Annotated in this window: 29 protein-coding genes; 1 reads left to right on the top strand and 28 read right to left on the bottom strand. The window is 70.3% G+C overall.

The window, feature by feature from the left end; translation table 11 throughout:
• Nucleotides 1-47: 47 nt before the first annotated feature.
• From ACYVLP_RS25860 to ACYVLP_RS25745, 24 genes are all read right to left on the bottom strand, one after another.
• Nucleotides 48-1,430 carry a hypothetical protein gene (locus tag ACYVLP_RS25860; RefSeq protein ID WP_460630149.1) on the bottom strand — a complete coding sequence of 461 codons (1,383 nt, stop codon included), beginning with the start codon at nt 1,428-1,430 and terminating at the stop codon, nt 48-50.
• Complete coding sequence (locus tag ACYVLP_RS25855) at nt 1,423-1,620, bottom strand: hypothetical protein (protein ID WP_460630148.1); 198 nt, start codon at nt 1,618-1,620, stop codon at nt 1,423-1,425. Before ACYVLP_RS25855 ends, ACYVLP_RS25860 begins: the two co-directional genes overlap by 8 nt.
• Nucleotides 1,621-1,738: 118 nt before the next feature.
• Entirely contained in the window at nt 1,739-2,890 is a 1,152-nt protein-coding gene (locus ACYVLP_RS25850) for a hypothetical protein (RefSeq protein ID WP_460630147.1), read from the bottom strand.
• A gap of 3 nt (nt 2,891-2,893) precedes the next feature.
• Nucleotides 2,894-3,145, bottom strand: a complete 252-nt coding sequence (locus tag ACYVLP_RS25845) for a hypothetical protein (protein WP_460630146.1) — start codon at nt 3,143-3,145, stop codon at nt 2,894-2,896.
• 435 nt (nt 3,146-3,580) lie between these two features.
• On the bottom strand, nt 3,581-3,796 hold the full coding sequence (locus tag ACYVLP_RS25840; protein ID WP_460630145.1) for a hypothetical protein: 216 nt from the start codon (nt 3,794-3,796) through the stop codon (nt 3,581-3,583).
• Nucleotides 3,793-4,455 (bottom strand): hypothetical protein, encoded by a 663-nt coding sequence (locus tag ACYVLP_RS25835; protein WP_460630144.1) that lies wholly within the window; start codon nt 4,453-4,455, stop codon nt 3,793-3,795. The genes ACYVLP_RS25840 and ACYVLP_RS25835 overlap by 4 nt, the downstream gene beginning before the upstream one ends.
• Nucleotides 4,448-4,726, bottom strand: a complete 279-nt coding sequence (locus ACYVLP_RS25830) for a hypothetical protein (RefSeq protein ID WP_460630143.1) — start codon at nt 4,724-4,726, stop codon at nt 4,448-4,450. The genes ACYVLP_RS25835 and ACYVLP_RS25830 overlap by 8 nt, the downstream gene beginning before the upstream one ends.
• Complete coding sequence (locus ACYVLP_RS25825) at nt 4,723-5,136, bottom strand: hypothetical protein (RefSeq protein ID WP_460630142.1); 414 nt, start codon at nt 5,134-5,136, stop codon at nt 4,723-4,725. The genes ACYVLP_RS25830 and ACYVLP_RS25825 overlap by 4 nt, the downstream gene beginning before the upstream one ends.
• The gene (locus ACYVLP_RS25820) at nt 5,133-5,621 is read right to left on the bottom strand and encodes a hypothetical protein (RefSeq protein ID WP_460630141.1); all 489 of its coding nucleotides are present in this window, start codon (nt 5,619-5,621) and stop codon (nt 5,133-5,135) included. The genes ACYVLP_RS25825 and ACYVLP_RS25820 overlap by 4 nt, the downstream gene beginning before the upstream one ends.
• Nucleotides 5,618-5,830 (bottom strand): hypothetical protein, encoded by a 213-nt coding sequence (locus ACYVLP_RS25815; RefSeq protein WP_460630140.1) that lies wholly within the window; start codon nt 5,828-5,830, stop codon nt 5,618-5,620. Before ACYVLP_RS25815 ends, ACYVLP_RS25820 begins: the two co-directional genes overlap by 4 nt.
• Before the next feature lie 18 nt (nt 5,831-5,848).
• A complete protein-coding gene (locus tag ACYVLP_RS25810; RefSeq protein ID WP_460630139.1) occupies nt 5,849-6,190 on the bottom strand; it encodes a hypothetical protein in 342 nt (113 codons plus the stop codon).
• A complete protein-coding gene (locus tag ACYVLP_RS25805) occupies nt 6,181-8,820 on the bottom strand; it encodes an AAA family ATPase (protein ID WP_460630138.1) in 2,640 nt (879 codons plus the stop codon). The genes ACYVLP_RS25810 and ACYVLP_RS25805 overlap by 10 nt, the downstream gene beginning before the upstream one ends.
• A 112-nt stretch (nt 8,821-8,932) precedes the next feature.
• Nucleotides 8,933-9,136, bottom strand: a complete 204-nt coding sequence (locus ACYVLP_RS25800) for a hypothetical protein (protein ID WP_460630137.1) — start codon at nt 9,134-9,136, stop codon at nt 8,933-8,935.
• The gene (locus ACYVLP_RS25795) at nt 9,133-9,297 is read right to left on the bottom strand and encodes a hypothetical protein (RefSeq protein ID WP_460630136.1); all 165 of its coding nucleotides are present in this window, start codon (nt 9,295-9,297) and stop codon (nt 9,133-9,135) included. The genes ACYVLP_RS25800 and ACYVLP_RS25795 overlap by 4 nt, the downstream gene beginning before the upstream one ends.
• Nucleotides 9,294-9,653, bottom strand: a complete 360-nt coding sequence (locus ACYVLP_RS25790) for a hypothetical protein (protein WP_460630135.1) — start codon at nt 9,651-9,653, stop codon at nt 9,294-9,296. Before ACYVLP_RS25790 ends, ACYVLP_RS25795 begins: the two co-directional genes overlap by 4 nt.
• Nucleotides 9,654-9,738: 85 nt before the next feature.
• Nucleotides 9,739-10,371 (bottom strand): hypothetical protein, encoded by a 633-nt coding sequence (locus tag ACYVLP_RS25785; protein WP_460630134.1) that lies wholly within the window; start codon nt 10,369-10,371, stop codon nt 9,739-9,741.
• Nucleotides 10,372-10,413: 42 nt separating this feature from the next.
• Nucleotides 10,414-11,157, bottom strand: coding sequence for a hypothetical protein (locus ACYVLP_RS25780; RefSeq protein ID WP_460630133.1), 744 nt, complete (start codon nt 11,155-11,157; stop codon nt 10,414-10,416).
• Nucleotides 11,154-11,438: a WhiB family transcriptional regulator gene (locus tag ACYVLP_RS25775; RefSeq protein WP_460630132.1), complete on the bottom strand. Its 285-nt coding sequence runs from the start codon at nt 11,436-11,438 to the stop codon at nt 11,154-11,156. The genes ACYVLP_RS25780 and ACYVLP_RS25775 overlap by 4 nt, the downstream gene beginning before the upstream one ends.
• On the bottom strand, nt 11,432-11,671 hold the full coding sequence (locus ACYVLP_RS25770; protein WP_460630131.1) for a hypothetical protein: 240 nt from the start codon (nt 11,669-11,671) through the stop codon (nt 11,432-11,434). Before ACYVLP_RS25770 ends, ACYVLP_RS25775 begins: the two co-directional genes overlap by 7 nt.
• Nucleotides 11,668-11,892, bottom strand: coding sequence for a hypothetical protein (locus ACYVLP_RS25765; RefSeq protein ID WP_460630130.1), 225 nt, complete (start codon nt 11,890-11,892; stop codon nt 11,668-11,670). The genes ACYVLP_RS25770 and ACYVLP_RS25765 overlap by 4 nt, the downstream gene beginning before the upstream one ends.
• Nucleotides 11,889-13,514 (bottom strand): DNA cytosine methyltransferase, encoded by a 1,626-nt coding sequence (locus tag ACYVLP_RS25760; protein WP_460630129.1) that lies wholly within the window; start codon nt 13,512-13,514, stop codon nt 11,889-11,891. The genes ACYVLP_RS25765 and ACYVLP_RS25760 overlap by 4 nt, the downstream gene beginning before the upstream one ends.
• A complete protein-coding gene (locus ACYVLP_RS25755) occupies nt 13,511-13,819 on the bottom strand; it encodes a hypothetical protein (RefSeq protein WP_460630128.1) in 309 nt (102 codons plus the stop codon). Before ACYVLP_RS25755 ends, ACYVLP_RS25760 begins: the two co-directional genes overlap by 4 nt.
• A gap of 90 nt (nt 13,820-13,909) precedes the next feature.
• Nucleotides 13,910-14,050, bottom strand: coding sequence for a hypothetical protein (locus ACYVLP_RS25750; protein ID WP_460630127.1), 141 nt, complete (start codon nt 14,048-14,050; stop codon nt 13,910-13,912).
• Nucleotides 14,047-14,346 carry a helix-turn-helix domain-containing protein gene (locus tag ACYVLP_RS25745; RefSeq protein WP_460630126.1) on the bottom strand — a complete coding sequence of 100 codons (300 nt, stop codon included), beginning with the start codon at nt 14,344-14,346 and terminating at the stop codon, nt 14,047-14,049. The genes ACYVLP_RS25750 and ACYVLP_RS25745 overlap by 4 nt, the downstream gene beginning before the upstream one ends.
• 53 nt (nt 14,347-14,399) lie before the next feature.
• On the opposite strand from ACYVLP_RS25745, the gene ACYVLP_RS25740 reads away from it, so the two are divergent.
• Entirely contained in the window at nt 14,400-14,771 is a 372-nt protein-coding gene (locus tag ACYVLP_RS25740) for a helix-turn-helix domain-containing protein (RefSeq protein WP_460630125.1), read from the top strand.
• 159 nt (nt 14,772-14,930) lie between these two features.
• On the opposite strand, the gene ACYVLP_RS25735 is transcribed toward ACYVLP_RS25740, so the two are convergent.
• The 4 genes from ACYVLP_RS25735 to ACYVLP_RS25720 all read right to left on the bottom strand — a co-directional run bounded on the left by ACYVLP_RS25735 (nt 14,931) and on the right by ACYVLP_RS25720 (nt 16,949).
• A complete protein-coding gene (locus tag ACYVLP_RS25735) occupies nt 14,931-15,191 on the bottom strand; it encodes a hypothetical protein (RefSeq protein WP_460630124.1) in 261 nt (86 codons plus the stop codon).
• A 29-nt stretch (nt 15,192-15,220) separates the two neighbouring features.
• Complete coding sequence (locus tag ACYVLP_RS25730; RefSeq protein ID WP_460630123.1) at nt 15,221-16,075, bottom strand: hypothetical protein; 855 nt, start codon at nt 16,073-16,075, stop codon at nt 15,221-15,223.
• A 149-nt stretch (nt 16,076-16,224) separates the two neighbouring features.
• Entirely contained in the window at nt 16,225-16,554 is a 330-nt protein-coding gene (locus ACYVLP_RS25725; RefSeq protein ID WP_460630122.1) for a histone-like nucleoid-structuring protein Lsr2, read from the bottom strand.
• Between the two features lie 2 nt (nt 16,555-16,556).
• Nucleotides 16,557-16,949 (bottom strand): hypothetical protein, encoded by a 393-nt coding sequence (locus ACYVLP_RS25720; RefSeq protein ID WP_460630121.1) that lies wholly within the window; start codon nt 16,947-16,949, stop codon nt 16,557-16,559.
• Nucleotides 16,950-16,971: the final 22 nt, after the last annotated feature.

The following is a 16,971-nucleotide window of genomic DNA, read 5'->3' as shown; positions in this document are numbered from 1 at the left end:
GCCCCGGCGATGGGCCGGGGCTCGCGGTACGTGTGTTGGGTTGTGGGTCAGCGTCCTTCGACGAGATTGCGCCCGTACTCCGTGAGCTTCCATCGGGCCGGGCCTGGCCCGAACACGGGCGCGATGGCGTCGGCCTCATGAAGGGCGGCGACTGTCGCGTGTGAGCGACCGGGGAGCGTGTCGTTCCCGGCGGCGATGTCGTGCAGGGCCGCCATCTTGGCGTCGCGCGGCCTCGGGCGGCGGGCGTCGGCCTCGGGTCCATGGGTCATGGCCTGCAGCGTACGCTCGAGCGCGTCGATGAGGGCGACTTTGATTGGGCCGTCGGGCATGTGGCGGGCGTCGGTGAGGCGGGCGTGCAGCGTGCGCTCGTCGTCGTGCCCTGGCATGGACTGGACACGTCGGAACGCTTGACGGTTCAGCTCGTCCTGGGCGCGCTTGCGGTTGGGCTCGGAGACGTGGTCAGCCGATGCGATGCGCGCCAGCTCGGGCGGCGACATGGCGCCGGGCGCGTTGTGCATCCGCTCGACCATGTGGTTCGTCTCGACCTGGTGGGCGATGTCGACCTCGTCGAGCTTGGCTGCGGCAGCGGCGCCCTCGGCCTTGTTCTGGGCGAGCTGAGCCTCTTTGGCCTCACGCTCTCTCTTGACGGCGGCGAGCATGTCCTGACGGGCAGCCTCACGGCTCTGCTCGCGGGCGTGATGCTTCTCGACGGCTCGGCGAGCCTCGGCCTCGGTGCGGACGCTGCGGGCGACGCGGGCGCCTCCCGGTCCATACGCGGAGAAGGTCGACACGGGGCCGTATTGGTCGATCACGTCCCGGCGGACGGAGTAGCCCTCGGGCAGGTCAGCCGGCTTGGGCGCGGCCTTGCGAGCCGTCTTGGGCGCGGGCGCCTTGGGCTCGGGCGCGTTGTGGCGCTCGACGTTGTGTGGCTTGTTCGGCAGCGTGAGCTGGTGGGTGCGCCCGGTGCCCAGGTCGGTCACGTCGACGTTGACGCTGCCATCGCTCTTGGGCGAGTAGGCCTTGTCGACGCGGAGCCGGCGCACGCCGCCGCTCATGATGGACGGCTCATGGATGACGTCGCCCTCGCGGACGCCCGAGGCGTCGACGCGAGAGAGGCCACCGCCGCTGGGCTCGCCCCGGAACGACAGCGAGCCATCCTTGTTGACGCCCGTGATGTGCTTGCCGCCCTCGTGCAGCTCGCGGGCGTGATGAGCCTCGATGCTGGCGATGTGGCCGCTCTTGGTGTCGTGGATGGCGACTCGCCCGTCACGGTGGCCCACGGTGATGTGCTTCTCGCGGGAGAGGTGCTTCTGGTGGACGGCCTCGAGGATCTTGCTGGCGGCCTTGTGGTTGCCCTTGGCCTTGGAGAGGGCCGCGACATGGTCGAGCGGAATCCACCCGTGCTTCCAGTGGTAGACGTGCTTAGCCATGGGGCGCGGGCCCTTCCATGAGTGGGGTGGTCGCCTCGTCCAGCGATTGGCCGGCGTTGAGGCGGAAGGCGGTTCGCTCGAGGCGGCGCAGGATGTCCTCGATGACCTCGGGCGTGGGGATGCGTCCCTTGTGGTTCATGTCGTCGAAACGCACGTACGCCCCGGTCTCATAGCCGGCCTCGAGCATCATGATGTGGGCTCCCTTTGGGTAACGGGCGTCGGATTCGAACCGCGTCTCTGGGTCGTGAGACCCAGCGTGGTGACCGCTCCACCACGCCCGCCTAGTAAAGGTTGGGGCGCAACCTTGCCTAGAGGACTTCCAGTGAGTGCCAGCGCCCGCCGCCCACGAGCATCGTGACGATGCCCGGCTCGGACAGCCCGCCCTTGGTGTGGCGGAACCAGGTCGACTCGGACTCAAGGGCGGGCACCTGCACGAACGTGCGGGACTCGCGCTCGATACGTAGGTGGTGGTAGTGGCCGGCGAGCAGAATGTCGGCGTCGCCCACGGGCTGGCGGCCCATCTGCTGACCCTTCCACCATTGCTTCCAGCCCTCGACGCCCCGACCGAACTGGTGGCCGTGGGCCATGCCGACGATGGTCCCGGCGACGTCGAGGGTGAGGGTCAGCTCGTCGCGGGCGGGCGCGTGCATGGTGACGTGCTCGTAGGTGCCCGCCAGCTCGAGGGCGTCACGGACAGCCGAGACGGCGTCGATGGCCCAGGAGTCGCCGTAGGTCTGCAGTGGGCGGTGGGCCTCGTCATGGTTGCCGGGCACGCCGCACACGACGAGGCGGGGCGCCACGGAGGAGAAGGCCTTGACCTGCTCGAGCAACAGCCGCCGGTAGAGGCGGACCTGCTCGGTGGTGGTCAGGGTCGTGCGGAACGTGTTTGCCCCGCCCTGGGACATGAAGCCCTCGATGCAGTCGCCCAGATGCACCAGGTAGATCGGGGCGCCCTTGGCGACGCGTCGGTAACGCTCGACAGCCGCAGCGGTCTTGTCGAGGAATCGCGCCACGGTGCCCTCGACGCCGTCGCCGTCCATCTTGCCGAGCTGCAGGTCGCCCAGGGCGACGAGAAAAGCCGCGCCAGTCTCGGGAGACGGCGCGGAGCTAGCTTTGCGGGGCCGGCGCTTGGCGGCCTTGACGAGGTCGTCCAGCTCCAGCTTGAGGGTGCGGCGCCGGACGGTCAGCCGGTAGTAGTGGGCGCGGACGACGCCCTCGGCGGTGGGCATGTCCCAGCCGCGCACCTGCACGGGCTCGACCACCTCGACCTGCTCGGGGTCGATGCCGGCGTCGAGGATGAACGCGTCCCACGTCTTGGGGCGCTCGGGCAGTGGCCCGGTCTGAATGACGCCCTGGGCGCCATCCCACTCGTAGGAGAAGCCGCTCGAGTGCGAAGCGGCGGCCCGCCGGGCGGGGGGGTCGATGGGCGCAGTCGCGGCGAGGGCCTGCTCGAGGTCCATGGGTCAGCCCGCGCAGGCGCAGACATGGCGCCGGTGCTTGCCCAGCGCATCCTGCATGATCTTGGCGCCCGTCATCATCGTCAGGGCACGGGCGAGGTTGGCGTGGCTGACCCGGTGCGGGTCGTCCATGACGGCCAGCACGTCGGAGCGTTGCTGCTCGCTCAACGCGTCGGAGGCGACCAGGCGGGCGACGTAACAGCGCCCGTCGGTGTAGCCGGCGCGGTTGGTCAGCTCGAGGGCCTCGGACAGGTCCATGACGGTCTCCATCGACTTTGGCTGGACCCGGCAGGGCGCCCGCACGGAGCGGGAAGGAGGCGCGCCGGGGCGCCCTGCCGAGGGGGTTGCCCGCGCTCTGCGCAGGGCGTCGGCAGCTCTACGTACCGCAACGGGCCGAGCTGCCGAGGAGAGCACCCCGGACCTGACTTGCCTCAGGAGCCGGGGAGCTGACTCCCCACCCAGCCACTCGCACCGCGTATGCCGCTCAGGGCGGCCAGGTTGCGCCGGTCGGTGCCAGGGGGGAAGTTGGAGCCCCTGCCATTTGAGCGTCAGTGAGAGGCTTGGCAGGGGGTCAAATGGGCGAGGCCCCAGGCGCTTTACAAGTGCCGGGGCCTCGCGGACGGGTCATCGTTGCATGACTCCGCCGAATGGCGGGAGCGTATCATAGTGCCGCTCGGGTATGTCAAACAAGGCCTAGCCGTCTTGAATCTTGGGACGCCCGCCCCGGCGCCGGTCCTCGGCGTCGACGCGCAGCGCGTGCGACTCGAGCACGAGCGGCGCCCCGTCGTAGGTGAAATTCGACTTGAGCCGCCCCTCGGCGAGCCAGCGCCGGACGGTGGACTCGGGGCGGTCGACGGACTTGGCAGCCTCGGCGATCGTCACGAGCCGCCGCTCGGGCTGCCAGCTCATGCCGCCTCCCGTGAGACGCATCCACGGTTGCGGCACTCGATGTGCTCGGTGCCGTTGGGGCGAACCAGGGTCTTTTGGTTGCACTCGGGGCAGCGGGTCGGCAGCCGGCGGTCGCCAGAGTCGGCGCCCGTCGCCCGTGTGAGCCGGTGACGGAGCTGGCGGGCCTCGTCGTACACGTCGTCGGCGTACGGGGCCGCGCAGACGTGCGCCAGGTGGTTCGTGAGGTAGCGAGCCTCTCGCTCCGCGTGCAGGGCGGGGATGCCGTCACGCCGGTACAGGAACGGGCCCCACTCGCCGCGCTCGTCAGCGACCACCAGCGCCCAGGCGCCGATCCAGCGGGCAGCCTCGTCGGCGGCGTCGTGGGCGGGTGAGGGTGAGGGCGGGTCCACGACCGTCGAGCGTCGCCCGACGTCGCCGGACTTGCGGTCGGCGGGCGCCAGCCGCCCAGCCGGCATGGCGTAGAGGGTCGCGATGAGGTCAGGCAGCGCGGCGATGGCGTCGCGCAGGCCGAACGCACACCGCTGGCAGTAGCCGCCCACCTCGGCAGGCTTGGGCGCACAGCCCGCGCACTCCGAGACAGTGTGAGCGTCGCCGTCAGGGTGATCCTCGAGCGGGACGTGGACCCCAACGAGCAGGCATCCGCGGGCACAGTCATTCATGGTCGCACTCCTCGGCGGTGGTGATGATGTCGGACGGGCGCACGGGCCAGTCGCCCTGGGCGGCCAGCTTGTAGACCTCGCGCCCGGCGCGGATGTAGACGGCGCCCTTGGCGACCACGGCCTTGAGGTGGTCCTTCTCGCGGATGACGCGACCCAGGGCGCGGGTGCGGGCGGCAAGGAGCATCTTGTTCCAAGCGGCGTCGCGGGCGGTCGACTGCCACTCGGCGAGCTGCTCGCGCAACTCGGCCATCTCGTCGATGTGGGCGGTCACGCGGCCACCTTCCAGCCGAGCTGGCGCATCTTGTCGGCGGTGGCACCCTTGCTTGGCGCCTGGCGTCCCAGCTCGTAGAGGGCCTGGGCCTCCTCGCGGCGGAAGTGCAGGTGGGGCAGCACGTTGCGCAGCAGGATCGTCGCCCGAGCGCCGGTGACCTGCCAGCGCCCGGACAGCGACGAGATGTGGACATGCGGGGTGTCGCAGTGCGTCGAGCAAGGGCTCTTGGAGTACGCCCGGCGCACCTCACGGACGCCCACGCCGGTAGCCTCACCCAGCGCCACGAGCAGGGGCATGTTCGGCCCGTGCAGGGTGACCATCGGCAGCTCCGTGCCGGCGGCCACGCGGGTGCCCAGCGCGCATTGGGTGTCGACGATGGCCGCGATGTACGGCAGCGGCAGGGCGGTCATGCGGACCTCACCCAGGCCAGGTCGGCGTAGACCTCATTCAGGGGCGTGCCGTAGCCGGCGGCGCGGAACACGAGCGCCAGCGCCGCGACCGTGAGCTGGACGGCCTGGTCGTCGGCCTCGAGCGGCGTCAGGGCGCCGGTCAGCATGGCGAAGTCGCCCAGCGGCAGGAACGCGAACCACCGGGACACGTCGGTCGTGCCAGGCCGCTTGACGATGAGCGGGCAGTAGGCAGCGCCCGCGTTGGCCTTCTCGACCGCGCACTGATCGAGCCAGGTCTCAAGCTGCCCGGCGGTCGGGTAGCCGGTCGCGAGCCGGTAGGCCTTGACCTCGACGACGATGCCAGGGCACAGCGCGATGTCGCCGGTGTCACGGTTGCCACGGAGCGGCTGCCGGTCGGCCATCGGGAAGCCGCCGTGGTCTTGGAACCACCGCACGCAGGCGGTCTCGCCCTGGGTGCCCTTGGCCTTGGAGGGGTTCGCCATCATGCCACCGCCGTGAGCATCACCGGCGGGAGGTCTTCACGACCGAACGGGCGGCAGATGTAGCACGGCTTGAGCCGGGCGATGGCGATCACGCGCAGGACGTGCGCGGCAGGCCGGCCATCCGCCCAGGTCCACCGCACGCCGTCTTTCGCGTTGGCGCACGAGGCGTGATGCACGAGGTTGCTCTTGCGGGAGCGAACGAGGTTCTTCATGGTGGTTCTCCTTGGTTGTCAGAACGGTGGGTGTTCGGTCAGTGCCGAACGGCGGACAGGTAGGTGGTCGGGGGGTCGGGCGCCGCAGCGGTGCTCGGGTCGGACGGGACGGGAGGGCTCGCCCGCCGGCCAGCGGGTGATGGCCTCGGCGCGCCGGTGGTCGAGGCCGCCGTTGGGCCCGCCCCAATGGGCGAAGGTCCGGCGCCCGGTCAGGACCGCCTCGAGCTCGCCGCGCCGGGTCAGCTCGAGCGGGTCGACATGGACCTGCTCGTAGAGGCCATCGCGCCACGCGGTCAAGGTGTCGGCGCCGCAGCTCGGGCAGGGCGCCGGGTTCGGCTTGTCGCTGACCCTCACTGCCATGGCTCGACCACGCCCGTCCGGGTGTTGGTGATGGTGCGCGCCTCGCGGTCGAACTCGTACCGCTCGCCTTGGATGTCTCGCAGGAAGGTCGCGCCTCTGGTGGGCCTTGAACCACTGAAAGCTGCGACAGGCTCGGCGGGCTCCCCAGCACCGCCCACCACTGAGACCGCCTCATATACGGCGGTCTCAGTGGTTTGGGGGACCACTGAATTCAGTGGTTTCTCAGTGGTCTCAGTGGTCGGGGTGGGGATGGGCCGACGGGCGGCTGGCGCACCTTCAGGGGTGACCTCGAAGTGCTGGTCGCCCCTGCCGTTTCCGCCCCGCTCACGGCGCAGCCGGCCCTTCTGCTCGGCCCACTCGACGGCCTCCTTGACCTTGGTGTCGGGGTACTTGCCCAGGTCCGGGGCGTCCGACATCTCGCGGATGGCCCGGATGATCGCACCCTTGCTCGCGCCGGGATTCTGGGCGGCAGCCCGGATGACGAACTGAGCCAGCCGGGACGCCTCACGGTCGCCCTTCTGGTCCTTGCGCCCGCCGTTGCCGGTGCGGGTCAGGACGCGGGTCAGCGGGTCCATCGACAGCTCGTCCTCGTCGACGTCGACGTCACGCCCCAGCGCCTTGATGAAGCGCCGGGCCTCGTCGTCAGGGTCGCGAGTGAGCGTGATGATGACGTCAGGCCAGTCCTCGAGAGCGGACGCGCCACGCGTCCGCTCGCCGTCCCAGCCGGCATGCGTGGCCAGGAGCAGGTCGAGGGCGCCCACCTCGGCGCGGGCGAACATGTCGAGGTCGACCAGGAAGGCCTGCACCTCGCCGTTGTCGTTCTGCGACTGGCCGGTGTACGCGCGCCCGAACGGGTCGACCATGACGACCTTGACGTTGTGCTCGCGCAGCGCAGCGACCAGGGCCGCCCGGTCCTCGGGGTGGCTCAGCGGGTTGCGCCGGCCTCGCAGGTTGACGATGAGCAGGCGGTCCTCGGGGATGCCGCACTCGTGCGCCCAGCGTGCGAGCTGGGCGCCGGACACCTCGTAGTTGAGGAACGCGATGCGCTCGTCGGGCGCCAGCGGGATGACCGGGAACTCGCCCAGGAAGGCCTCGCCGGTGATGAGGCAGCGAGCGTAGTTGAGTAGGAGCGTCGTCTTGCCGGTCTTGCGCTGGGCCACGAGCAGGGTCGAGCCAGCCCAGGGCACGAGCCGGTCGCACCGCATGGGCGGGTCGGCGGGCCGGGCGAGTATCTGCCCGATGAGCCCCAGGTCGAACGGCGGCGCCGGTGGCTCGGTCTGACGCTTGTACTCGGCGGACGCATCGTCGTCGAGGATGCGTCGGCGGACGCGGTCGGCGATCGTGTCGTCCCGGTCCTCGTGCTCGAGGATGCGAATGGCCGCCCGCTGCGCCCGGATGCGCTCGACCTCGACCGCGGCGGCCTGCCGGCGCCGGATGTCCAGCTCGGTCATGTCGTCGTGCTCAGCGGCGGTCAGAACCGTACCGGAATCGGTACGGTTCTGACGCTCGTGAGCCTCGACAGCGGCAGCAGTAGACGACGGCCCGTCCATCACGGTCCCGGATAGTGCGGTGGAGGTGCCAGCAGTGCTCGCCGGTGTGGTCGCCTGGGCAGGTGGCAGGTGCGGGGGGGATGACGGTCCTTCCAGCAGGAGCCCATGCCACGGGTCCGAGCACGGGTCAATGTTGGGCTCAGGGTGGGCGGCAGCGGCCATCTTGACGGCGCCCGTGAGCATCCGGGCCCACTCGGCGTCGAGGCCCTCGCGGGCGCCGGCCGCAGCCTTGAGGAACGCGCGCCCAGCCTGATTGAGGGCCAGCTCCCCGCCGGTGTGGCCCTCGCCGATGAGCCATGCAAGCCGGTTCGTCAGCGCCAGGGCCGCATCGTGGCGGGCGCCGCCAGCGGTCAGCTCGAGCAGGCCAGCCTCGAGCGCCGAGGCCATGTGCCGGCACTTGACGCCCTGCCCGCGGGCGACGACCCACTCGTCGGCCTCGCGGTCGCCGAGGTCGGCTCGGGCCTGCTCGGTCGCCAGCTCGCCCTTGGTGAAGTGGGCGACCCATGCGGCGGGCAGCTCGGGCAGCGCGTCGACGGTGGGCACGCCACCGAGGCTCGTGGCGCCCTCGGGGGTGATCCAGCGGTACGTGCCACCGTTGGGGTGCACCGAGGGCCACACGACGGCATAGCGGTGCTCGTAGCGGATGGTTTCGATGCCGGGCCCGAGAACGCCGGGCCAGCGCAGCCCGACGGGGATACGGAACAGGCGTATGCCGCTCGAGCCGTCGTCGCGGCTCGTCGTGCGCCACGTGGGCGGCAGCGCGCCGAGCTGTCCCTCGAGCAGGCCCAGGACCGCCCCGCCCGGCTTGCCGTCATAGTGGTCCACGTCGATGCCGAGCACGTCGGGCGGCAGGCGCAGGGCGACGTTGCCGGCGCCCTTGTCCTCCATCCATGCCATGAGGTCGGGGAACGACGGCCAGGCGCCCGCGTTGCCGGTGAAGCCCTTTGGCACGGGGCCCTTGGAGCCAGCCGGCAGCGGCAGGCAGCCCTTCCAGCCAGCCGCCCAATATGTCTTGGCGGCCTGGGCGTAGGGACCAGCAGGCGGCTCGCCCAGCTCGTAGGGCCCGCTCACTGCGGACATCTCAGGATGTCCCCGCAGGACGCGCAGTCGGTCCCATGCACCTCACAGATGGCGATCACCCGGCAGCCCAGCCAGAGGTCGGCCAGGCAGACGAGGCGCCCCACGAGGGCGCTCACGCCGCACCCTCGTGGTTGTTGGTGAACCAATCGAGCTGCTCGAGGGGAACCGCGACGAATCCGTGGGCGACGGCCTCGGTGGCGCAGGGCTGGCACGTGTAGGCCAGCACCCCGCGCGGGGACAGGAAGTAGTAGCTCGCTAGCGTGCCGTCGTTGTGCGACCCGCAGAGGTGGAACAGTGGTGGCTGGTGGTGGTTCATTCGGTCCTCGGGCCCTTCCCTTGGCTCTTGGCGCCCTGGGCGCATTTGGGGCAGCCGCGCAGGCGGCAGCCGGTGTCGCAGTGCTCGCAGATGAGCAGGCCGCACGTGGCAGCGCGCAGCGGTTCGAGGCAGAGGTGGCACTGCACCTCGACGAGGGTCACGCGGGCACCTCGCCGATGAGCAGGTCGGAGACGGCGTCGATCCACTTGCCCAGCTCGCGGGAGCCCACCTGCTCATTGGTGAGCCAGTGGGCCCACCGGAATGCGGTGTCAAACTTGCCGTCCACCCAGACGGCAGTGGCACGAGAGCCAGCCTGGACGAGCTCGATGCGCACGACGACGGACGCGACGACCTTGCCCACCTCCTGCCCTCGGGCGGGTAGCGTCGTGCCCTTGGCGTAGGTCGCGCTCGTGACCCAGCCGAGGCTGGCGGCCTTCTTGATGAGCGACTTTGCGGTGCGGGGAATTTCGTCCTCCTGGGCCGGGCGAACCGGCACGAGAGGCGGTGGGTGTTGCACGGTGACTCCTTGAGGTGGCTGGTGGCTGGCGGGATCGCCCCACCCGCTCGCGACGGACCCTGCCGCGAGCGGGGGAGCCAGCCCGTCAGGCCGGGGTTGCCTGCATCTGCTGCTGGAAGGCCAGGAACGCTGCGGCCTGCTCGGGCGACATGGCGGGCGCCTGGGCTGCAGGGGCCACGTTCGTGCCCACGGTGACGGCGACCGGCGCCTGCGCCGCAGCCTGGGCCCACGCCGGCGGCGACGTGGTGTCCATGCCGGTGCCGAGGAAGCCAGCCGAGGCGGCAGCGCGGTCGGGCAGGACGTACCGGGCGCTGTACAGCTTGCGGTCGTTGTACCCGCGCGTCTGCGACGGCTCGACGCCGTCGTGGGTGATGGTCAGGGTGCCGCCCGGCTCGAGGCCCTTGCCGCCTGCGGCGATGACGGCGCTGGCGACGGCGTCGTGCAGGGAGCGGGAGCCCTTCTTCTTGGCGCCCTTGACGTAGACGGCCCGGATGCCGTCATCGTCGCCGTCCTCGCGCAGAGCCGTCTGCAGCTTGACCACGAGCTGCTGCCGGGTCGAGCCGTCGTCCCAGGTGAGCGGCTTGCCCGACGCGATGTCGGTCTGGGCCTTCACCTCGGTGGACAGGACGGTCCCGGTGATCGAGTCGCCCAGGTTGTCGAAGGCGGCGGACTTGCTGCCCGAGCCGAGAAGGAAGGCATCGGCTGTATTGGTGCTCAATGAATCTCCTGTGTAAAGGGGGGGTTGATGTTTGACGGAACGTCAGCCGAGAAGGAAGGCCTCGGCTGTGACCGGCCCCTTGTCGGGAGCCGGACAGCTAAATTCGGTGCCCGCGTGGGGCCCGGTGGCGGCGAGGACGGCCTCGACGCCGAGGGTGCGGATGGCGGCGGCGAGCATGTCCGCGTGGGCGATGACGGCCTCGGCCATCGCGCGGTCGTAGGGCTCTTGGTGCAGGTGGCCAGCGCCGATCGTGAAGCCGTTGCGCGGGAGCATCCAGATGGCGACCGACTGGACCTGGTAGCCCTTGTCCTCCATGCCCTTGCCGTAGAGCTGGGCCTGGCGACGGTAGGTCAGCCGGGCGCCGTTCTTGCGGGTCGAGCGCAGGCTCGTGGTGCCGACGACCTTGTAGTCGACGACGGTCCCGGTCCACGTGTCGAACAGGTCGCTCGAGCCCCATATCTCGGTGCCGTCGACGACGCCCACCATGACGCGCGCCTCGGGGATGTAGCGGTCAGAGCCGGTCGCGGCCAGCCACTTGATGACGGCACCCTCGGCCCACTCGTGCACGGCGGTGCCGATCGTGGGCAGCCACGGGGCGGTCTCCTCGGGCGCCTTCATGCCGGCCAGCTCGAGGATGAGGCAGCGGTCGCACTCGGAGCCGAGCGAGCTGGGCCCGATCGTGCGCTGCAGGCTCCGGTCGGTGTTGAGGATCGCATGCTCGAGGACGGCCTCAAGGTCGGGGATGGTCCGCTCGGGTGCCCAGACGTCGGGGACGGTGACGGTCATGACGCGTTCTCCTGGTCGTGGTAGTCGTGGAAGGGGCCCTCGGCCCGGCGCAGGGTGCGCAGCTTGCCGCGCTGGCGCTCGGTCGTGCCGCCCCAGATGCCGAGGCAGGTGGGGCCCAGGGACAGGGCGTACTCGAGGCACTCGTTGGTGACGGGGCAGGCCTTGCAGGTCTGCCGGGCGTACTTGGTCGAGCCGACGACGCGCTCGTCGGGGAACCACGTCGCGTCGTCGGGGCCGTCGTTGCACAGCGCCCGCTCGGCCCAGGAGGGTGGATTCAACATGCGGGCTCGCACTCCTCGGCGAGGATGTCCCAGCCGTGCTGGGCGAAGATGAGGTTGTAGGCGGCGTCGGCCAGGGCGTCCTCGTAGTGCCGGGGCCCGCCCTTGTCGTCAGCCCGCCGGCAGCGCAGGCTGCAGGAGCATGAGGGCAGCCAGTGCGCGCCCACTCGGGCGATGCTGGGCCGGTGGCCCTCGCCGTACAGCTCGTCGTGAGTGAAGGCCGGCCTCGGGCTCACGGGACGCCCGCCTCGTCGAGGGCCTCGCGCAGCATCGTGGGCTCGTTCTCGTTGAGCCAGAGCAGGACGTCGTCGAGCTTGGGCGGCCTGGCGGCGCCGAGGCGGGCGCGGTTCTCGGCTACGAGGCGGTCATAGTCGCTCCGCTCCCAGGTCCAGCGGAGCTGCTCGAGGCGTTGGCCCACGTCGATCCGGTCAGCGTTGCGGTCTCTCCATAGCTTCATGAGGCTCTCCTTTCGGCCCACTCGGGCTCGCTGATTGCGCCGGCAGCGGCGAGGATGTGCGCTGCCATGAGGGGCGGGACGGCGTCGCCGACCTGCCGGTACTGAGCGGTCTTGGTGCTCTGCCACGGGTAGTCAGCAGGGAACGACTGCAGGACAGCGGCCTCCTGGACCGTCACGCGTATGCCGTCGTTGCGGCTCTTGGTGGACCCGTTGAAGCGGTTGGCGTTGGCGCCGGGCATCGGCACGAGGCCACGGCCCGCGATGACGGGCGCCGGGCGGTCGCACGGCCAGGACAGGTCGAAGTCGTTGCCTGACTGATTGGTGACCAGCGGCTCGACGACCTCGGCGACGCGCTGGCGCCAGCGGAAATTGCCGTTGTCCATGCTCGCGGTGAGGGTCGGGGCCGGGGCGGTGGCTGGGCGAACGCTCCCGTGAGAGCTGCGGACGTCGCCCATCTCGAGCTCGGAGGGGAGCCAGGCGGCGGTGCCCTTGCCGGTGATGGTGTGGGCGGGCTCGTCCAGCTCGCGGGGTATCTGGCCGGCGGTGTGCTGCGAGGTCGCGCCAGCCCCAGCGAACAACCACTGAAAGCCCTTGCTCGTGATCGTCGACGAGGGCTCGTCGACGGATCGGAGGCCCCGCTCGCGCTCACCGCTGGGGCCGGGGCCGCCGGTGTTGTAGTTGCTCCGCTGAGCGTCAGGGCGGAACTCGACGGCCCAGCTCCTCGTTTTCGAGGTGATCGTCGGGGCCGGGCGTTCGGCGGCGTCCTTCCACCGGGAGTCCTCCCGCCCGGCGTAGTCATCGGCAGGGGTGCCGAATGAGTCGCGGACCATCCAGCGGCCCTCGGCCAGCTCGCGCAGGACGGAGCGCCGGGCGCCGGACCCGCCCAGGGCCATCGGGTCGGTGCCGCCGCCGCCGGTGCCCGGCGCGACGGTCGGGTAGGGGCGCTGGGTCATGCCCCAGCCGAGGGCCTCGGCCATGCTGACCCAGCGCGGCATGCCGGGGTCGAGCCTCTGGGGGGTGCGGATGTGGTAGCGGGAGTGGGTGGCGATCGGCTCGCCGACGAGGCGGGCCCGTGAGGCAATGAGGATTGCTCGGGTGCGGGTCTGCGGGACGCCGTACCGCTCGGCCAGCATCTTGCCGGTCCACACGGAGTACCCGTCGGCGCGCAGCACCTCGGCGCAGGCCTCCCAGAGGGGCAGGACGGCGGGAACCTGCTCCCAGGTCATCCACTCGGGCTCGAGGTCGAGCGCCCAGCGCAGCGGCTCGAGGGCCAGCACCGACCGCTCGTCCTTGACCTGCTGGGCGAGCTGGGCCCGCGGGTCACGCCCGGCGGCCATCTCGGCGACGGCGGCGATGATCGCAGCGGAGTCCTGGCGCCCGCGCCCCTTGCCGGCCATCGAGAAGCCCTGGCACGGCGGGGAGGCGATGAGGCCCTCGACGGACGCCCCGCCGATGGTGGCCGGGTCCAGCTCGGCGACGTCGGCCTGCAGCCGCTCGTGGCCAGCGGCTCGAGCCGTGGCGCACGCGGCCTCGTCCCACTCGACGCCCACAGTCTCGGCCCGCCCAATCATGTTGAGGCCGGTGGACCAGCCGCCGGGGCCGGCGAACAGGTCGACGATCACGCGGCCTGCTCCTTGAGGGCGTCCGACAGGTCGCAGAGCTGCGCGGCATGCTCGACGTGCGGCGCCAGCTCGGCGGCGAGGTCGACCAGGCGATAGGCGCCCACGTCCTCGGCCAGGCGGGTGAGCAGACGCAACGAGCTGCGCAGCGCCTCGGCCCGGCTCTGGGTCATGTCGAGCCAGGCGACGGCCTGCCGGGCGTCGCCCTCGCGCCGGACGCGCACGACGTTCTTGTCGGAGACGTCGGTGACGATGGCGAACGTGCCGCCCGGCGTGACGACGAGCTGACCGGGGTGGAATCTGGGCATGGCTGTTCCTTTGAGGGTGGGGACGGGTGAGCACGCCAGCGCCGGGGGGAGCGGGGGACCAGCCGGCGCTGGCGGCGTATGGGGGGTGCGTCAGGCGGCGGCGCGGGCGGTGCCCTCGGGCCAGACGCCTCTCTGCTGGGCGTCGACGATGGCCGGGGCGATGACCGCCCAGAACGCGTCCCAGCACTCGTCCTTGGTGGGGAGCGGGTCGGTGGCCTGCTCGGTGGTCATGAGACGAGCCCCAGCTCGGCGACGGACGGTGCGCCCTGCTGGGCAAGCCGGACGGTGAGCACCTCGAGCGCCGCGTCGACCTTGGCCTTTGCCATGTGCCGCTTGCCGGCCTCGAAGTACGACAGGTGCGAGGCACTCACGCCTGCGGCCTGGGCGAGGTCAGTCTGGGACATCCCAGCGACGTCCCGCATGGCGCGGAGTACGGGGCCAGGGAGGGCGATCTGCGGTGATCGTTCGGGTAGCACGGGGGAAACGTAAGGACTTGCGCACGGGTTCGCAATCGTTCTCCACCACATCACCCGAAAGTGTGAGGCTTGCGGCGTTGCGCAAGATTCGCCATAGTTGCGGGATGTCCGAAACCAACGGCGACCCTGCCCGCGACATCGGCGAGGTTGTCTTCGAGCGACGTCGCGAGCTGGGGTGGAGCCAGGAGCGGCTCGCCGAGGAGTCCGGCGTCTCGGACGCGACGGTGCGCAAGATCGAGACCGGCGACTCCGAGCACGTGCAGGGCGCCAAACTCGCCGCCGTGCGTGACGCGCTGAGCATCCCAGCCTCGACGGCCTTCCTGCGGACGTCCTCGACGCCCGACATCGAGATAGCCAAGGAGCTTGTCGCCGGGTGGCTGCAGGAGATTCCCGAGGAGCAGCGTCCGGCGGCCATCGCCCGCCTGACTCAGTGGATGTACCTCGGGGCACCCCCGCCGGCGGACTCAGGTTCTTGACAGAATCCGAAACTTTCTGCGGATAACCTGTGAGAGCGGCCCCAAAAATTCACCCCTTGGGGTTGCATGATTCCGGCCGATCGAGGGGCAAGTCGCACGCAAAAGGGCCGAGGGCTCTGTGAGCAGCCTCGGCCCTTTTGGGCTCCACTTGCGGGACGTCTACGGGTCAACGAGGACGAGCGAGCCATCGTCCTCGAGGCGGAACTCGCGCGTGCCGTCGGTCATCCATCGACCGCGGGCAGGCTTGGTCAGCGCCCACGCCTTGACCTCGTCGAGGTCGCCGAGGGTGGACACGCAATGGTCCTCCTCGTCGATCCACGTCCCATCCCATAGGCCGTCCCTGGGCCCGATGAGCACGCTCGCGCTGGCGGGGTTGACCTCGCCGGGCTCGCCGTGGTGCGTCTCGGTCAGTGCAGCCATGTCACCCATGGTGCCACCTCCTCGGTCGGTCAGGGCAGGTAACCGCCGTTGGCGGCGTCGAGCGGAATCTTGGTGTCGGCGTCCTGATAGAACCAGTAGGCCGCGCTGTCCGACCGCTTGTAGGCCACGACCATCTTGGCCTGCATCCACCACTTGCCCGGATACCCGTGGGTGTCCTTCCACGTGACGTAGTGGTAGCTCGTGTAGTAGGTGTTCGCGGTCGCGACCGTCGTGTTGTCCGTCGGCACGCCGTTGTTGTTCTTGTTCCCGCTCGCGGCCAGGCACATCCCGGTGCCCGCCGAGGCAAGGGTCTTGGTCGGTGAGATAACCCGCACGCGTGGGCTGAGCGGGGAGCCGCCCGTGGTGAACTTGCCCGTGCTCGAAGAGGGTGGCGTCATCGAGTACCGCTCGACGATGAGGTAGAGGTTCGCCGTGGAGGCGGTGCTGGACCAGCAGAACGGCTTGTGGATGAACTTGCCGCCGTTGAGGGTGTCGGTGAGGTCGAGTTTCACCTGCCCAATCTCGCGGAAGAATCCACTGCTGTCCGCGACGCCGTAGTGCCCCACGCCGCTGTAAGAGGCCTGCACGGTGCTGTAGACGTCGAAGCAACCCGAGACGGTGCACACGTGCCCGTCGAGGGCCTTCGTGGCGCCTGCGGCCTTGTGGGGTGCGGGCAGCATGTCGTGCCGAGCCTTGGAGGCGACCGGGTCGATGCACACCCAGCCCGTGCCAGGCTTGGCGTGCTTGGCGGCCTCGCACGGCGGGCCGGACAGCAGCTTGCCGAACGGGCTGGCGGACTGAGCCGGCCCCGCCCCGGCGAGCAATGGTGCCGCTGCCGCTGCCGCCAGGGCGGCGATGGTGAGCAACCTGCGCTTGTGCTTCATATCGGGTGTCCTCTCTCGACGACCGGCGATATGCCGGATGCCCTAAGAGTAACCCTTTGGGGTGGAAACGGACAGAGGGTAAATCGAAACCCCAGACCGTCGACAGGGGTGCGACGATCCGGGGTTCCGGTCTATGGGGAGGGGCGCCCTTAGCGCAAGGACGCCTCGTAGGCAGCCACGATATCGCCGGGAACGCGCCCGCGCTCGGCAACGCTGTAGCCGTTCTTCGCGGCCCACACGCGCACCGATGCGAGATACGCCCTGCGCTCGGCGGGCGAGTGACCGCGACCCGTTACCGGGCCACGCCCAGCCCTGCCGCTGGTCTTGACCCTGCGGGCGGCACCGACCCACTTGTCGAGCGAGCTGCGGAGCTTGTCGGCGTTCTTGTCGGATAGGTCGATCTCATAGGTGCCGCCATCGAGACCAAAGGTGATTGTCTCCGATGCGTCGGTGCCGTCGATATCGTCGAGCAGACGCACCTCTACGCGTTGGGCCATGCTGTTCCCTCCTCGGGGTTGACTGTGCTGTTGATACTAGCGCGCAATCGCTCCCTTTCCTGCACGACGCTCTCAGGTAGAGACAACATCCGCACCCATTCGACGCCCTCGGCATCGGTCATGCGCTCAATGAAGGCCGACCCGTACCGCAATCGCAGACGGGCAACGACCAAGGTGCGTCGCCCGGCTTGAATGAGTCGATCCTCGCTACGCGCGATAGCCCGCTCGCTTGGGGGTTTGGGCCGGTCGCGACCCGCTGCCTTGCGACGGTCCCGCTCAGCCTGACGAATCGCCTGCCCAGGCGGGATGACCTTGCCGGCCTCGCGGATGAGCCACTCCCGCTGGACCCAGCCGCGGCCCTCGAGCAGGTCGCACATGCGCATGAGCACGGGGCCGGGC

The organism is Intrasporangium mesophilum (assembly GCF_054783095.1).
This window is presented reverse-complemented; position numbering and strand designations above follow the sequence as displayed.